This window comes from Massilia sp. GER05 (genome assembly GCF_052056005.1).
GTDB classification, from domain to species: Bacteria; Pseudomonadota; Gammaproteobacteria; order Burkholderiales; family Burkholderiaceae_D; genus Telluria; species Telluria orientalis.
The window spans coordinates 6,471,518-6,487,524 of sequence record NZ_CP178858.1; the positions used below are offsets into that span (position 1 = coordinate 6,471,518).

11 protein-coding genes are annotated in these 16,007 nt (G+C 65.5%); all 11 read right to left on the reverse strand.

Annotation, left to right across the window (positions count from 1 at the left end):
• Positions 1-2: 2 nt before the first annotated feature.
• The 11 genes from ACL58G_RS28590 to ACL58G_RS28640 all read right to left on the reverse strand — a co-directional run bounded on the left by ACL58G_RS28590 (position 3) and on the right by ACL58G_RS28640 (position 15,943).
• Positions 3-1,550 carry a glycoside hydrolase family 43 protein gene (locus ACL58G_RS28590; protein WP_440963897.1) on the reverse strand — a complete coding sequence of 516 codons (1,548 nt, stop codon included), beginning with the start codon at positions 1,548-1,550 and terminating at the stop codon, positions 3-5.
• Positions 1,551-1,553: 3 nt separating this feature from the next.
• On the reverse strand, positions 1,554-3,107 hold the full coding sequence (locus tag ACL58G_RS28595; protein WP_440963898.1) for an alpha-N-arabinofuranosidase: 1,554 nt from the start codon (positions 3,105-3,107) through the stop codon (positions 1,554-1,556).
• A 170-nt stretch (positions 3,108-3,277) separates the two neighbouring features.
• Complete coding sequence (locus tag ACL58G_RS28600) at positions 3,278-4,045, reverse strand: SDR family NAD(P)-dependent oxidoreductase (RefSeq protein ID WP_413337199.1); 768 nt, start codon at positions 4,043-4,045, stop codon at positions 3,278-3,280.
• A 144-nt stretch (positions 4,046-4,189) separates the two neighbouring features.
• Positions 4,190-5,770: an aldehyde dehydrogenase (NADP(+)) gene (locus tag ACL58G_RS28605; protein WP_440963899.1), complete on the reverse strand. Its 1,581-nt coding sequence runs from the start codon at positions 5,768-5,770 to the stop codon at positions 4,190-4,192.
• Positions 5,767-6,759, reverse strand: a complete 993-nt coding sequence (araD1, locus tag ACL58G_RS28610; RefSeq protein ID WP_440963900.1) for an AraD1 family protein — start codon at positions 6,757-6,759, stop codon at positions 5,767-5,769. The genes ACL58G_RS28605 and araD1 overlap by 4 nt, the downstream gene beginning before the upstream one ends.
• 88 nt (positions 6,760-6,847) lie before the next feature.
• Positions 6,848-8,590 (reverse strand): IlvD/Edd family dehydratase, encoded by a 1,743-nt coding sequence (locus ACL58G_RS28615; protein WP_371765825.1) that lies wholly within the window; start codon positions 8,588-8,590, stop codon positions 6,848-6,850.
• Between the two features lie 140 nt (positions 8,591-8,730).
• Positions 8,731-9,618 carry an SMP-30/gluconolactonase/LRE family protein gene (locus ACL58G_RS28620; protein WP_440963901.1) on the reverse strand — a complete coding sequence of 296 codons (888 nt, stop codon included), beginning with the start codon at positions 9,616-9,618 and terminating at the stop codon, positions 8,731-8,733.
• A 116-nt stretch (positions 9,619-9,734) separates the two neighbouring features.
• Positions 9,735-10,790 carry an aldose epimerase family protein gene (locus ACL58G_RS28625; protein WP_413387190.1) on the reverse strand — a complete coding sequence of 352 codons (1,056 nt, stop codon included), beginning with the start codon at positions 10,788-10,790 and terminating at the stop codon, positions 9,735-9,737.
• Between the two features lie 12 nt (positions 10,791-10,802).
• On the reverse strand, positions 10,803-11,750 hold the full coding sequence (locus tag ACL58G_RS28630) for a glycoside hydrolase family 43 protein (protein WP_413337194.1): 948 nt from the start codon (positions 11,748-11,750) through the stop codon (positions 10,803-10,805).
• A gap of 114 nt (positions 11,751-11,864) precedes the next feature.
• Positions 11,865-13,211, reverse strand: a complete 1,347-nt coding sequence (locus ACL58G_RS28635; RefSeq protein ID WP_413387188.1) for an MFS transporter — start codon at positions 13,209-13,211, stop codon at positions 11,865-11,867.
• An 86-nt stretch (positions 13,212-13,297) separates the two neighbouring features.
• Positions 13,298-15,943, reverse strand: a complete 2,646-nt coding sequence (locus ACL58G_RS28640) for a TonB-dependent receptor (protein ID WP_440963902.1) — start codon at positions 15,941-15,943, stop codon at positions 13,298-13,300.
• Between the last annotated feature and the right edge of the window lie 64 nt (positions 15,944-16,007).

Below are 16,007 nucleotides of genomic sequence, written 5' to 3' on the forward strand. Positions count from 1 at the left end.
GATTACGAGCCCGTGCGGATGCCCCACAGCGACACGCCGGTCTTCGACTGCGCCGTGAAGGTCACGGCAAACGCGTTCGCGTTCGGGTTCCACTGGCGCGACAGCACGCCGCTGTACGTGACGCCGTCGATCACGATGGCCACGTTGTTGTTGCCCTTGTGCGTCCACGTGCCGCTCGCGCCGCCCGTCACCGTGCCGGCGGCGTCGAGCCGGATCGCGACGGACGGCTTCACGGTGGCCGAGATGTCCTTGCCGTGGTTGACCATCTTGTATGCGCCCGCGGTGTCCGCGCCTGTGACGGTCGGTGCGATCGGCGTCGCGCTCTTCGCCAGCGGCACGTAGCGCAGCGGCGCCGCCACCGGCCAGCCGTCCTCGTTGATGAACATTTCGTGCACGCGCACTTCGTGATACTCGCCCTGGCCCGGGAAGCGGGTGTGGAAGATCAGGAAGTACTGGTTCGTCGCCGCTTCGTAGCGGGCCGAATTGTGGCCGGGCGACACGTAGCCGAGCGGCGTGCCGGATTCTCCGGCCGCCAGCGCGAACTGGTGGCTGCCCACGAGCTTCTGGCCGAACGGCGCGATGCTCGCGTCGTCGAACAGGGGTTTCGTCGGATCCGACTTCACCTCGGCCATGTCCTTGCCGGAGGCGTCCAGGTACGGGCCGTCCGGGCTCGTCGCACGTGCCACGCGCAGGTTGTAGCCGCCGGCCGCATCCAGTCCGCCGAACGACGTGAACAGGTAGTAGTACTTCGTGGCCGGACTGTACATCACGTATGCGCCTTCGATGCGCGCGTGGTTGCCGCCCATGAGGTGCTTGCCGTAGCCCTGCCCGGCGACGGGCAGGCCGGTGGCCGGGTCCATCGCCATGATGAAGATGCCGCCGGAGTAGGAGCCGTAGATCATCCACAGCTTGCCGGCCGCGTCGCGGAACACGTTCGGGTCGACGACGTTCGGATGCTTCAGCGCGTCGTACACCGTGCCGTCCGGGCTCGCCTCGCCCCACATGCCGGATTTCAGGAACACCTGCTTGTTGACGTACGGGCCATCGACCTTGTCGGCCACGGCCACGCCCAGCGCCGAGCGGGGCGAATCGCCCTTGCACGCGTCGTAGTACATGTAGAACTTGCCGTCGTCCAGCTGGATGACGTCGGGCGCCCACAAGTCCGTCACCTGGGCCCACGCGAACGTATCGGCCAGCGCCGCCGTTACTTTCGTGAACAGCGGGTTGGCGTCGTTGACGCCGTCGGCGATCTTCGTCCAGTTCATCAGGTCCGTCGTCTTCGCGGCCGCGAGGTGCGAGCCGAACGCGTACCACGTGTCGCCGACCTTGATGACGGCCGGGTCGTGCACGGACACGTTGGCGAACGTGATCGCCGCCTGGGTCGGGGTATCGGGCGTCGTCGCCGGCGCAGGCGCAGGCGCGGCCGGCGTCGCGGCGACGGGCGTGCCGACCGCCGCAGTGCCGCCGCCGCCCCCGCCGCCGCAACCGGCGAGGACGAATGCGGCCGCGACCGCCGCAGCCAGCGCACGCGGAGTGAATGCGTGCGCCATGGGTCAGCCTTCCACGGCCACCACCAGCACCGACTTGGCCGGCACCTTGATCGTCAGCTTGCCGCCGCTGGCGTTGGCGCTGAACGGCACGGGCTTCACGGCGTCCTTGCGCTCGAAGGTGTTGTGGGCGTCCATCGCATCGGCCGTCAGCAGCTGGCCGCGCACGGCGCCGACGTTCTGGCCGGCGACGTTCAGCACGACGTCGGTGGCGTCATGCGGGTTCGTGTTGACGAGGGCGACGTAGGTCTTGCCGTCCTTGGCCTTCGCGGCCGACGCGCTGATGCCCGGCACGCCCTGGCCGTTCGAGCCGTAGGTCGTGTTGTTCGACAGCGAAACCGGCAGCGACGTCGCGCCCTGGAACGGCACGTACATCTTGAAGGCGTAGTACGTCGGCGTCAGCAGCATCTTCTCGTTGTCGGTGATGATCATGGCTTGCAGCACGTTGACCATCTGCGCGATGTTCGTCATGCGCACGCGGTCGGCGTGGGCATGGAAGATGTTGAAGTTGAGCGCGGCCACGACGGCGTCGCGGATCGTATTACGCTGGAACAGGAAGCCCGGGTTGGTGCCCTTCTCGACGTCGTACCAGGTGCCCCACTCGTCCACGTCGAAGCCGATCTTCTTCTCCGGGTCGTTCTTGTCGAGGATCGCGACGTTCTTGCGGATGAAGTCATCCATGCGCAGCGTCTGCGACATCGTCGAGAACCATTCCGATTCCGGGAAGCCGGTGGCGGCGCCCTTCACTTCCCATTTACCGGTCGGCAGCGTGTAGTAGTGGAAGCTGATGCCGTCCGTGCGGCCCTTCAGGTCGCGCGACAGGACGTCGGTCCAGGTGGTGTCGTCGGCGGTGCCGCCGCTGGCGATCATCTTCGGACGCAGGTGCTGCGGCGCCTTCAGGAAGGTATTCCATTGGCGGTACAGGTCGGCGTAGTACTCGGGACGCATGTTGCCGCCGCAGCCCCACGACTCGTTGCCGATCGCGAAATAGGCGACCTTGAACGGCGCCGGGTGCCCGTTCTTCGCGCGCAGTTCGGCCAGCGTCGACTTGCCTTCCGACGTCATGTATTCGATCCACTCGGCCGCTTCCTGCGGGGTACCGGTGCCCAGGTTGCCGTTGACGTAGGCGTCCGCGCCCAGCATCTCGACGAGGTCGAAGAATTCATGCGTACCGACCGCATTGTTTTCCGGGACGCCGCCCCAGTTCGTGTTGACCTTCACCGGACGCTTGTTGCGCGGGCCGATGCCTTCGCGCCAGTGGTATTCGTCGGCGAAGCAGCCGCCCGGCCAGCGGACCAGCGGCACGTGCATGTCCTTCAGCGCGCCGACGACGTCGTTGCGCCACCCTTTGGTGTTCGGGATCTTCGAATCCGGGCCAACCCACAGGCCGCCGTAGATGCCGGTGCCGAGGTGCTCGGCGAACTGGCCGTAGACGTCCTTGTCGATCACCGCGCCCGGCTTGGACGCGTCGACGGTGACGTTCACCTGGGCGAACGCGGCGCCGGCGCAGAATGCGGCGGCAAGGCCGAGGGCGAGGACTTTGGGTTGGAATGCCTTCATGTGGTCTCCGTTTGTTTTGGTCGTTAAGGTGATTGCATTAACAGCCGTCATTCCCGCGGAAGCGGGAATCCATAGGACACGTGCCGGAGAGGCCCAGTATGGATTCCCGCGTGCGCGGGAATGACGGTCTTGAAGGTAGCGGCGGGATCGGAAATGCGACGGTATATCCGTCACACCCACCCAGCATCCACGATGAATTCCTGTCCCGTGCACATCTTGCTGTCGTCGGCGGACAGGAACAGCACCATCGCGGCGATATCCTCGGGCATCAGCTTGCCCGGCAGGCATTGCGAGCGCGCGATCTCGGCCTCGCCCGCCTCGTCCAGCCACAGGTCGATCTGGCGCTGGGTCATCACCCAGCCCGGCGTCACGGTGTTGACGCGGATGTTGAATTGTCCGAGGTCGCGTGCGAGGCAGCGCGTCAGGCCGATCACGGATGCCTTCGTGGTCGCATAAATCGGGTAGTTCGGGTTCTTGGCGTGCCACGACATCGAACTGAAGTTGATGACGGAGCCGCCGCCGCGGCGCTTCATGCCTTCGAGCGCCGCCTGCACGGTGAAGAACATCGGACGCTGGTTGATGGCGATGCGCTCGTCCCAGTACTCGACCGACACCTCGCCGATCTGGTGGCGCTGGTCGTTGGCGGCGTTGTTGACGATGACGTCGAAGTCGCCCAGCTTGGCGGCCATCTCGGCCATCACGGCCTGCAGGCTCGGGATGTCGGTGATGTCGCAGTAACGGTAGATCGGCGCCTTGTGGCCCGCCGCAGCGAGTCGCGCCACCAGCGCCTCGCTGGCGTCGCGCATGATGTCGACGAAGCCGACCAGCGCGCCCTGCTCCACCAGCGCGGCGACGATCGCTTCACCGATCCCGCTGCCGCCGCCCGTCACGAATACCCGTTTGCCTTCGAGGCTACCGTACTTGGCTAAAGTACCCATCGTCGTCTCCTTAATCTTATTCTATGCGTTACGCGTGGGCACGTGATTGATGCCCCCGGCATCAATCACCCCACCCTACCGTCGCCGCTTGCGTAGGGTGGGCACCCCTGTGCCCACGCGTGACGTTAGCGGCGTGTTGGCGTGTCAGTCTTTGCCCAGCGCGCCGTCGCGGCGGCGCCAGATGCCGCGCGGGTTCTCGTCGCGCAGCACCGCCGGCAGCAGCGCCTGCGGCAGGTTCTGGTACGCCACGGGGCGCAGGAAGCGGAAGATCGCGCCCGTGCCCACCGAGGTGCTGCGGCCGTCGGCCGTGGCCGGGAACGGACCGCCGTGCACCATCGCATGCGCCACTTCCACGCCGGTGCCGAAACCGTTGGCCAGGATGCGGCCGACCTTGCGCTCCAGCGTCGGCAGCAGGACCTGCGCCGCCGCGATGTCGCCCTCTTCCAGGTGGATCGCGGCCGTCAGCTGGCCTTCCAGGTGCTCGACGATGACGCGCATCTGCTCGACGTCCTTGCACACGACCAGCAGCGAGGCCGGGCCGAACACTTCTTCATGCAGCTCCTTGCGGGCCAGGAAGGCGTCGCCTTCCACGCGGAACAGCGCGGCGTGGCCCTGGTTCTCTTCGTGCTCCAGGCGCAGCAGCGTGGTCACCGCTTCGTTGCTGGCCAACGCTCCCACGCCGCGGCGGAAGCTCGACGCGATACCGGCCGACAGCATCGTGGCGGGCTGCGTGTCGTTCAGCGCGGCCGTCGCCGATGCGCAGAACGTGGACAGGCCCGGACCGTCGATCGCCAGCACGAGGCCGGGGTTGGTGCAGAACTGGCCGACGCCCAGCGTGAGCGACGCGGCGAATTCGCGGCCGATGCGCTCGGCGTGCTGTTCCAGCGCCTGCGGCAGGAGGAACACCGGGTTGATGCTGCTCATCTCGGCGTAGACCGGGATCGGCTGCTGGCGGCCGGCTGCGACGGCCATCAGTGCGGTGCCGCCCGAACGCGAACCGGTGAAGCCGACGGCCTGGATGGCCGGATGCGCGACGAGCGCCTGGCCGATGCCGTTGCCCGTGCCGGTCAGCAGTGCGAACGTGCCGGCCGGCAGGCCGCACAGTTCGACGGCTTTCACGACGGCGCGCGCCACCAGTTCCGACGTGCCCGGGTGGGCCGAGTGGGCCTTCAGCACGACCGGGCAGCCGGCCGCGAAGGCCGATGCCGTGTCGCCGCCGGCGACGGAGAACGCGAGCGGGAAGTTCGATGCGGCAAACACGGCGACGGGACCGACGCCGATCAGGCGGCTGCGCAGGTCCGGACGCGGCGGCGTGCGCTGCGGCAGGGCCGGGTCGATGCGCGGATCCTGCCACGAACCTTCGCGCAGCAGGCTGGCGAACAGTTTCAGCTGGGTGCAGGTGCGGCCACGCTCGCCTTCGATGCGGCCGCGCGGCAGGCCGGTTTCCGCCATCGCGCGCTCGACCAGGGCATCGCCCAGGGCCATGATCTGCTCGGCGACCGTGTCGAGGAACGCGGCGCGCTCTTCGTCGGTCGTGTTGCGGAAGATGTCGAACGCCTTGCCGGCCAGGCTGCAGGCCTCGTCGATCTGGGCGATGTCGACCATGTTGAATGCGGGTTCGATGTGCGTGCGCGCGCCCGGGTTCCAGGCTTTGAACGAGCCGCCGGCGCCGCGCTGGGCGACGCCGCCGATGAGGGCTTCGCCCGTGATCTGTGCGATGGTCATAAGGTCTTTACTTTCGCGAACTGGGTGGACTGGACGGCGAGCTTGTTGCGCAGCGCGGGGCCGAATTGCGGCGACTCGACTTCGAACGTCTCGCCGGCCTGCACGCTGATATTGTCGGCGAAGCTCAGGGTCGCGGTGCCGAAGAAGTGGATGTGCACGTCGCCCGGGCGGTTGAACAGGCCGTACTTGAAGTGATGGTATTCCAGGTTGCCGATGGTGTGCGACATATTCTGCTCACCCGACACGAACGCTTTTTCCCAGCGCACGGAACCGTCGGCGGCGCGGATGCGCGACACGCCTTCGACGTGGGCCGGCAGTTCGCCGACCAGCAGCGCCGGGCCGACGCCGCAGTTGCGCAGCTTCGAGTGCGCGAGGTACAGGTAGTTCTGGCGTTCCGTCACGTGGTCCGAGAACTCGTTGCCGATCGCGAAACCGACGCGGTACGGCTGGCCGTCGTCGCCGATCACGTACAGGCCGGCGATCTCCGGCTCTTCGCCGCCGTCCAGCGAGAAGTCCGGCATTTCCATGTCCTCGCCGCTGGCGCGCACGATCGAGCCGTCGCCTTTGTAGAACCATTCCGGCTGCACGCCGGCCTTGCCCGCTTCCGGCTTGCCGCCTTCGACGCCCATGCGGAACATCTTCATGGAGTCGGACAGCGACTCGACGTCGCCGCCGATCTTCTTGTGCATGGCGTCGCGCGCGTCGGCGCTGCCCAGGTGCGTCAGGCCCGTGCCGGTGACGTAGGTGTGCGCGGCGTCCGGGTGGTCGATCGGGGCCAGCACGCGGCCTGCCTGCGCGATCACTTCGTAGGAGTCCTTGTCGCCGGTTGCGGCGGCGTCGGCCAGGCTGGCCAGGCTCTTGCCCTGCGCGATGGCGGCCTTGGCCAGTTCCAGCGTGGTGGCGTAGCCGGTGATGGCGGTGACGGTGTCGCCGTTCAGGATGCCGACGCGGCGGTCGCCGGCGGCGGATTTGTATTGGATGAGCAGCATAGTGGTATCTCAAAGAGCGCGTGGGCTCGGGGAGCCCACCCTACGCAAACGGTAGGGTGGGCACCCCGTGCCCACGCGAATGCCAACATTAATGGGAATGCTTGGGAACTGCGGACCCGCGGCAGCCGACGAGGAAGTCGAAGTCGCAGCCCTCGTCCGCCTGCAGCACGTGATCCAGGTACAGGCCCGCGTAACCGGTGCGCGGCGCTTCCTTCTGGTTCTCGGCGCGGTCGGCGAGACGGGTCTTGATCTCGTCTTCCGGCACGTCCAGGTGCAGGCGGCCGGCCTTGCAATCGAGTTCGATGAAGTCGCCGTCCTTGACGATGCCCAGCGGGCCGCCGGCCATCGCTTCCGGCGCCACGTGCAGCACGACGGTGCCGTAGGCGGTGCCGCTCATGCGCGCGTCGGAGATGCGGACCATGTCGGTGATGCCCTTCGCCAGCAGCTTCGGCGGCAGCCCCATGTTGCCCACTTCGGCCATGCCCGGGTAACCCTTCGGACCGCAGTTCTTCATCACGAGGATCGAGTTCTCGTCGACGTCCAGGTCCGGATCGACGATGCGCGCCTTGTAGTGATCGAAGTCCTCGAACACGACGGCCTTGCCGCGGTGCTTCATCAGGTGCGGCGAGGCGGCCGACGGTTTCAGCACGGCGCCGCGCGGGGCCAGGTTGCCGCGCAGGATGCAGATGCCGCCGTCGTCGATCAGCGGATTGTCGATCTTGCGGATCACTTCGTCGTTGTAGATCGGCGCGTCCTGGACGTTTTCCCAGATCGTCTTGCCGTTCACGGTCAGCGCGTCCTTGTGCGGCAGCAGGTTGCTTTCGCCCAGGCGGCGCAGCACGCCCGGCAGGCCGCCGGCGTAATAGAACTCTTCCATCAGGAAGCGGCCGGACGGCTGCAGGTCGACGATGGTCGGGGTGCCCTTGCCGACGGCGGTCCAGTCTTCCAGTTCCAGCGGCACGCCCATGCGGCCGGCGATGGCTTTCAGGTGGATCACGGCGTTGGTCGAGCCGCCGATCGCGGCGTTCGTGCGGATCGCGTTCTCGAAGTTCTCGCGCTTGAGGATCTTCGACAGCTTCAGGTCTTCGTTGACCATCTCGACGATGCGCATGCCCGACATGTGCGCCAGCACGTAGCGGCGCGCGTCGACGGCGGGGATCGCGGCATTGTGCGGCAGCGAGACGCCGAGCGATTCGGCCATGCAGGCCATCGTCGACGCGGTGCCCATCGTGTTGCAGGTGCCGGCCGAGCGCGCATGGCCGGCTTCGGCGGCGAGGAAGTCGTGCATCGAGATCTGGCCGCCCTTGGCCTGCTCGTGCAGTTTCCAGACGGCGGTGCCGGAGCCGATGTCCTGGCCGTTCAGCTTACCGTTCAGCATCGGGCCGCCGGTGACGACGATGGCCGGAATGTCGACGCTCGCGGCGCCCATCAGCAGGGCCGGCGTGGTCTTGTCGCAGCCGACCAGCAGGACGACGCCGTCCATCGGGTTGCCGCGAATGGATTCTTCGACGTCCATGCTGGCCAGGTTACGGGTCAGCATGGCGGTCGGGCGCAGGTTCGACTCGCCGTTCGAGAAGACGGGGAATTCGACCGGGAAGCCGCCCGCCTCCAGGATGCCGCGCTTGACGTGCTCGGCCAGCTTGCGGAAATGGGCGTTGCAGGGCGTGAGTTCGGACCAGGTGTTGCAGATGCCGATGATCGGCTTGCCCTGGAATTCATGATCGGGGATACCCTGGTTCTTCATCCAGCTCCGGTACATGAAGCCGTTCTTGTCCTGGGTACCGAACCACGCTGCTGAACGCAGGGTGGGCTTCTTTTTTGTCTCGGACATTCTTCCTCCGTCGTTTTTGTAATCTGAGCGACCCTTGTCGTCGTCCAGCTCAGCGATGAAGGAAGTCTAAAGGCCGCTAAGATAACTTTCCAATCAATTTTTAGCAGCAATCGATATCGTTATCGACATCGCTGTTACCGCTATCGGCTCCGGCCAGCGAATTTAACCTCTGCCAAGCCCTTAATTGTTAGCGATTTTGCAAACACACCGCCCGATTTTGGTGCATCCGCCAGTTGGCTGGCGCGCAGGCCAACTGTTGCGGAAGTGACATACAAGACGTCCAGGTTCCGGCCGCCGAACGCGGGGCACGTCGGTTGCGGCGCCGGCAACGTCAATACGCGGTCGACGGTACCATCCGGGGCGAAGCGCACGACCTGCCCCGCGCCCCAGCGCGTGCTCCACAGATAGCCGTCCGCATCGATCGTCGAGCCGTCCGGATCGCCCGGGGCCGCGTCGGCCGCCGCGAATTCGCGCAGGTTCGACACGGCGCCCGTGTCCGGATCGTAGTCGCAGCAACGGATCTCGCGCGTGCCCGAGTCCGCGTAATACATCGTGCGGCCGTCCGGGCTGAAGCAGATGCTGTTGGCGATGGCGACGCCGCCCAGCGGCAGGCGCTCCAGCGACAGGTCGTGGTTCAGCCGGTAGAAGCCGCCGATCGGCTCCTTCGGGTTCTCGGCCTGGTTGAACACGCCGAAGACGAAGCGGCCCTGGCGGTCGGTGCGGCCGTCATTGAGACGCGTGGTGGGCAGGTCTGCCTCGACGTCGCAGATGCGGTCGAGTTCCCCGCTGGCGAGATCGAAGAACGCCAGGCCGGAGGCGAGGCCCAGCAGCAGGCGGCCGTCGTCGTGCGTCAGCGCCATCGAGCACAGGCGCTCGGGAAGCGGCCAGCGCTGCAGCGCGCCCGTCGCGGGGGCGTGCGACCACAGTTCGCTGCCTTCGATATCGGTCCAGAACAGGCGTGCGCCCCTGTCGTCCCAGACGATGCCCTCGCCGAGTATATTCCGGCCATCTACTACCAGTTCCATCATGTCAGCCTTCTCCTGTTTCACTTGCTGCACCACGGTAGGGTGGGGGGGCCCCCCCCGTGCCCACGCGTGACGTTCGCGGCCTGTTGGCGTCACGCGTGGGCGGAGGGCCGCCCACCCTACGCCACCGAGAAGCGGAAGCGCGATTCCGTTTCGTAGACCTCGCCCGGACGCAGGATCGTGTTCGGGTACGTCGGCTGGTTCGGCGAATCCGGGTAGTGTTCCGGCTCGATGCAGAAGCCGCTGCGGAAAATCCAGGGATGACCCTTGCCGCTCAGCGAGCCGTCGAGGAAGTTACCGCTGTAGAACTGCACGCCCGGTTCCTGCGTGAACAGTTCGAGCACGCGGCCCGTCGTGGGCTCGAACACGTGGACGGCGCGCTTCAGGCTCTTGTCGCCCAGGTGCTTGTTCAGCACCCAGCAATGGTCGTAGCCGGTACCGTGGCGCAGTTGCTTGTCCGGTTGCGTGATGCGCTCGCCGATCGCGCGCGGCTTGCGGAAATCGAACGGCGTGCCCGTCACGGGGGCCAGTTCGCCGAACGGGATCGATTCCGCATCGATGGGCACGAATTTATCCGCGTCGATCGTGATCTCATGAGCGAGGATGTCGCCCTGCCCTGCTCCGGCCAGGTTGAAATAGCTGTGCTGGGTGAGGTTGACGGGCGTCGGCTGGTCGGTCACGGCGTGGAAGCGCACGACGATCTCGTTGTCGTCGGTCAGCACATACGTGGCGATGGCGTCGAGATTGCCGGGATAGCCCTGCTCGCCGTCCGGGCTGTGGTAGCGCAGGACGAGGCTGTCGCCTTCGACGGCGGCCGTCCACAACACCTTGTCGTAGCCCGGATCGCCGCCATGCAGGTGGTTGTTGCCGTTGTTGGTCGTCAGCTGGACCTCCTTGCCGTCGAGCGTGAAACGGCCCTTGCCGATGCGGTTGCCGTAGCGGCCGATCAGCGCGCCGAAATACGGGCTGTCCTTGACATAGGGCTCGAGCGTTTCGAAGCCGAGGGCGACGTCGGCAAAGACGCCGTCGCGGTCCGGGACGTGGATCTCGGTGATGATGCCGCCGAAGTCCAGCACCTTGACGACCATGCCGTTATTGTTCTTGAGCGTGTACTGGTTGACTTGCCGACCGTCGGGCAAGGTCCCGAACGGCGCTTGGGTAATTCCGTTTTGCACGTTGTTGTTTCCTCAGAGGGTAGATGGCCGCCCGAATACCGGCATGCCGTTCTCGTCCCAACGCAGCGGTTTGACGAAGGTATGGCGGTCCGGGTTCCACAACGGATCGCCGACGATTTCCGTATAAGTGCGCGCGTGGTAGACGAGCATCACGGTGTCGCCATCTTCAGCATAGGTAAAGCTGTTGTGGCCGGGTCCGTAAATGCCGTGATCGTAGCATGTACGGAACACGGGCTCGCGCGACTTTGTCCATACGGCCGGATCGAGCAGGTCCGCATTCTCGTCGGCCCACAGCAGGCCCATCGCGTAATTCTCGTCGGTGGCGCTGGCCGAATACGAAATAAAAATCTTGCCGTTGCGGCGCAGGACGGACGGGCCTTCGTTGACCCAGAAGCCGCGGATTTCCCAATCGTGTTCGGGCTTCGACAGCAGCACGGGCTTGCCTTCGATCTGCCACGGCGTCTTCATCTTCGCGATGTACAGGTTCGAATTGCCTTCGATCTCGTTATCCTTCTGCGCCCACAGGTAGTACAGCACGCCGTTGTGGTTGAACGTGGTCGCGTCCAGGCAGAACGTGTCGATGCCCGTGTCGACCTGGCCCATGAATTCCCACGTGCCTTCGAGCGGATTCGCGTTGGTATTGCGGATCGCGTACATGCGGTGCTGGAACAGCTTGTACTTGATCTCGCGGCTCGGCGCGGCGGCGAAATAGACGTACCACGCGCCCATGTTGAAGTGCAGCTCGGGCGCCCAGATCAGCTCGCTGTACGGGCCCGTGTCCGGCTTGACCCACGCGTCGACGGTGGGTGCGGCGGCCAGTTCCGCGATCGTCCTTGCACGGCGCAGTTCGATGCGGTCGTATTGCGGGACCGAGGCGGTGAAGTAGTAATAGCCGTCCGTGTGCTTGTAGATGTACGGGTCGGCGCGTTGTTCGATGAGGGGTTTCAGTACGGTTTCCATCGTGTTCTCTAGAGTTACATTTGATACGTCGCCCCCGCGCAGGCGGGGGCCCAAGTGGGTGCTACCGATCACGCATGCAAAATTGGGTCCCCGCCTCCGCGGGGACGACGCTGGTTAAGTCGCCTGGCTCGCCCGCAAATCTTCCTTGACGGTAGAGTAATACTCATCGCTGATGCGGTACTTGAACATCAGCGCCCCCATCAGGAAATGGAAGAAGCCGGGAATCACGGACAGCATCAGGGCGATGCCCTGCAGCGCCAGCGCGCTCTGTTCCTGGTTCGGCTGGTAGTGGAAATAATTCAGCAGCAGGCCCACCATGCCGCCCGCGAGTCCCATGCCGGCCTTCTGCGCGACCGAGATGCCGCCGAACGCGAAGCCCGACACGCGCTTGCCCGTTTTCACCTGGCCATAGTCGATGGTCTCGGCGATCGCGGACCAGAACACCGGTGCGTGCAGGTCGACGACGAGCGACAGCAGGAAGTACAGGAAGAAGGCCAGTGCCGTGTCGCCCGGCTTGACCAGGAAATAAATCATCACGGACAGCACCGCCACCATCAGCTGCGTGTAGCGGAACAGTTTGACCTTGCAATAGAACTTGGTCACCCACGTCGACACGACCATCGCGATGATCGCGGCCGCGACACCTGTCGACAGGAAGGCGGACACGGTCTCCGTGTCGCCGTGCAGATAATACTTGGCGTAATAAATCGCGACGGAGCCGCGGATCACGTAGCCGATGGTGCCCGTCACGCAGACCGCGCACAGGATCAGCCACTGGTCGTTCTGTGCCAGCACCGCGATCTGTTCCAGCAGCGGCTGGCGCTTCGTCTTGTAGACGACGCGTTCGGTCGTCGTGAAGAACGTGAACAGGAACAGCACGACGCCCAGCACCGCCATCAGGGCCATCGCCGCCTGGTAGCCGGCGGCCTGGTTGCCGTTGCCCCAGCGCTGCGCGAGGATCGGCACGACGATCGTGACCATGAACGCGCCGACCTTCGCGAGGAACAGGCGGTAGCCGTTGGCCGACAGGCGCTCCTGCGGGTCGCTCGTCAGGCCGCTGATCAGCGAGATGTACGGCACGCCCACGCCCGACGTCATCAGCGTCATGACGATGTAGGTGGAATAGGCCCACACGAGCTTGGCGTCGTAATTCCAGTCCGGCGTGCTGAACACGGCGTACACGGACAGGCCGTACGGGATCGCGAGGAACAGGAAATACGGACGGTAGCGGCCCCAGCGGGACAGGAAACTGTCCGTCATCTGGCCGACGATCAGGTCGGAAATCGCGCCCACGATCTTGACGAGCACGAACAGCAGCGCGAGGTCGGTCGTCTTGAGTCCATAGACGTCCGTATAGAAGAAAGTGATGATCAGCATCATCGATGAGATCACCACGTTGAGCGCCATGTCACCGGCGCCAAAGCCCACTTTTTCGAGCGTGGAGAGTTTCTGGGTTTGCATACGGACCTCTTTCCAAACGACGAAGGTGCTACCCGGATTCGTTCCGCGCAGCACCCTGATTATTGCCTAGTGATTAGAAACCTGAATCAGTGTTTCCAACGGAGGGCAAAGCCGACGACACGGTCATAACGGCGCACGTCACGCGGCAGCAACGGGGTGCCGTGGTAGTCGTGGTACTCCTGGTCCAGCAGATTGCTGCCGTCCAGGGTTGCCGTCAGGTTGTCCGTGATCTTGTACGAGATCGAGGCATCCAGCGTCTTGATCGGGTCGACGACCAGGTCCAGGCCGAGGCCGCGGTAGTTGTACGTGTCCACGAACTTGTCGCGCCAGTTGTAGGCCACGCGGGCCGACCACGGGCCGCGCTCGTACAGGCCGACCAGGTTGTAGGCCCGCTTGGACATGCCGGGGAACGTGTTGCGCGTGCCGTCCGGCTCCGTCATGCCGCCGTTCATGTACGTGAAGTTCGCCTGCATGCCCAGGCCGCTCAGCCAGCCCGGCAGGAACGAGAAGAATTGCTGGTAGGCGCCCTCGAAGCCGTACAGCTTGGCCGTGTCCGTGTTGTACGGACGGTCCATCAGGTAAGCCTGGCCGTTGATCGTTTCCGTCGTCGTCTTGTGGCGGATAAAGTTCTTGAAGTCGTGCTGGAATACCGTGCCGGTCACCGAGCCGTCCTTCGCGAAATACCACTCCAGCGCGACGTCCAGGTTGCGGGCTTCCTGCGGTTTCAGGTTCGGGTTGCCGCCGGAGCCGCCCGGCGGATTGCCGTTGGTCGTGGTGACGGAACCGAGCACGACACCCGGGTTGTAGTCGCCGAACGCGGCGCGCTCGATCGCCTTGCCGTAGACGAGGCGGCCGACGAGGTCGTTGCGGAAGTTGGCGCGCAGGTTCAGGCTCGGCAGCACGTCCGTATTGCTGGTCGAGACCGCGACCGGCGTGACGGGGCCCGTGCCGCTGCGCGAGTTGCCGTTGACACTCTGCTTGGTGTTCACGACGCGCACGCCGGCCGTCGCGTCGATCGGCACGCCGAAGGCGTCGAAGCCAAGCTTGGCCTTGCCGTAGATGGCTTGCGACGTCTCGCGGTCCGTGTAGAACGACAGCGGATCGTCCGGCAGGCCGTTCGGCGTGCCCAGGATGGCCTGGCGCACGACGGACGTGTTATCCAGCAGGAAGTTGTAGCAGGCGGCGTAGTACTGGTTGATGCCGTAGTTGCCGTGGGTTTCCGGGCTCAGGCACGACAGGCCGGGAACGCTGCCCGGATTCTGGCCGGTGATCGTCGCGGGACGGTAGTTGCCCAGTTCGTGCGCATACGAGGCGTCGCGTTGCGCCCAGCGCAGGCCGCCGCTCAATTCCTTCAGCAGGCCGTCGTTCTCCGGGGTCCACGACACGTCGCCGCGCCAGTCGTTGGCGGAGCCGTTCGCGTGGTTGTGGTTGTCGTACAGTGCGATCATCGTCCACTTGGACGGATCGGTCAGGTCCGTGCCCGGATAATCGACATAGCCGCCGCCGTCGCGGGTGCCGCCGACGACCGCATGGGGCGCCGTGTAGATCGAGTCCAGGATCGGGTTTTCCTGGCGGGTGGTCGACACCGTGCGCACGGCTTCCGTCGACAGGCGGATCGTCGGCGTCGCGTCCCACGTGCCGCCGACGGCCAGCTGGCTGCCCTTCGACCAGTCGCGGCGCGCCTGGGTCGAGCTCAGCACCAGCGACGTGTCGCTCGGATTGCTGATGCTGTCCAGGTAGTTCTTGCCATTCTCGGTGATCGTCTTGATCGTCGACGTCGGGCTGTTCACGGGGAAGCCGCCGACGAAGAACACGCTCTGCGCATCGTGGTCGATCTTGGTGCCGAAACCTTCCGCGTAGAACTGCATGTCGCGGTTCGGGCGCCACTGGGCCGCGAAGTTCAGCGCCAGGCGCTTGCGGTCGCCGGTCGTCATCACGCGGCCGTTGCCGTCCGCGCCCTGCACGGTCTGGCCGTTGGCCTGGTACGTGGCCGGCTGGCCGGCCCACGCCACTTCATCGCTGTAGCGGCCGCGCTGGTACGACAGGCCGCCCAGCAGGCCGACTTCGCCGATACCGGTCTTCCAGCGGTTCGACCACAGGCCGCCGACCTGCGGATCGGTCTTGCCGGCCTTGTCGCGGTTTTCGGCGCGGGCGTTGATGGCGACCTGCGACCCCTTGAAGTCGAACGGACGGAAGGTCCGCACGTCGATGGTGCCCGCGGTGCCGCCTTCGACCATGTCGGCGCCCTGCGATTTATACACGTCCACGCGCTGCAGCATGGAGACGGGCACGTCGGCCAGGAACAGCGAACGGCTGGCGGCGGTGAACATCTCGCGGCCGTTGAACAGCGTCTTCGCGCCGCCGAGGCCGCGGATCACGACCGTGCTGGCTTCGCCGGCGCCGCGCAGGACCTGTACGCCGGTGACGCGGGCGAGGATCTCGGCCACGTTCTTGTCGGGGAATTTGCCGATGTCGTCGGCGACGATCGAATCGAGGACCTGGTCCGCGTTCTTCTTGATCGTCTGGGCGCTCTGCGCCGCCTGGCGCTGGCCGCTGACGACCACGACGTTGTTGCCGCCGTTGGCCTGGTTGGCGTCCTGGGACGCGCCGGCGTCCTGGGCGCGGACGGAAACGCTCGTCAACAGCCCGATGCCCATGAGTGCGGCCACGGTGCCGCGCAATGCGAAGGCGCGGCTGGCGGGCGCGAAACGGCCCGATACGGTGGGTTCCATACGTCTCCTGTTACTTTGTAAGTATTGTTATGTTTCTGAAAGCTGGGGAACGCTTTCAGAACTG

Bases quoted from the DNA above. Each gene is read 5' to 3' on its own strand.
- ACL58G_RS28590 (WP_440963897.1), bottom strand. From the start codon at position 1,550: ATGGCGCACGCATTCACTCCGCGTGCGCTGGCTGCGGCGGTCGCGGCC.
- ACL58G_RS28595 (WP_440963898.1), bottom strand. From the start codon at position 3,107: ATGAAGGCATTCCAACCCAAAGTCCTCGCCCTCGGCCTTGCCGCCGCA.
- ACL58G_RS28600 (WP_413337199.1), bottom strand. From the start codon at position 4,045: ATGGGTACTTTAGCCAAGTACGGTAGCCTCGAAGGCAAACGGGTATTC.
- ACL58G_RS28605 (WP_440963899.1), bottom strand. From the start codon at position 5,770: ATGACCATCGCACAGATCACGGGCGAAGCCCTCATCGGCGGCGTCGCC.
- araD1 (WP_440963900.1), bottom strand. From the start codon at position 6,759: ATGCTGCTCATCCAATACAAATCCGCCGCCGGCGACCGCCGCGTCGGC.
- ACL58G_RS28615 (WP_371765825.1), bottom strand. From the start codon at position 8,590: ATGTCCGAGACAAAAAAGAAGCCCACCCTGCGTTCAGCAGCGTGGTTC.
- ACL58G_RS28620 (WP_440963901.1), bottom strand. From the start codon at position 9,618: ATGATGGAACTGGTAGTAGATGGCCGGAATATACTCGGCGAGGGCATC.
- ACL58G_RS28630 (WP_413337194.1), bottom strand. From the start codon at position 11,750: ATGGAAACCGTACTGAAACCCCTCATCGAACAACGCGCCGACCCGTAC.
- ACL58G_RS28635 (WP_413387188.1), bottom strand. From the start codon at position 13,211: ATGCAAACCCAGAAACTCTCCACGCTCGAAAAAGTGGGCTTTGGCGCC.
- ACL58G_RS28640 (WP_440963902.1), bottom strand. From the start codon at position 15,943: ATGGAACCCACCGTATCGGGCCGTTTCGCGCCCGCCAGCCGCGCCTTC.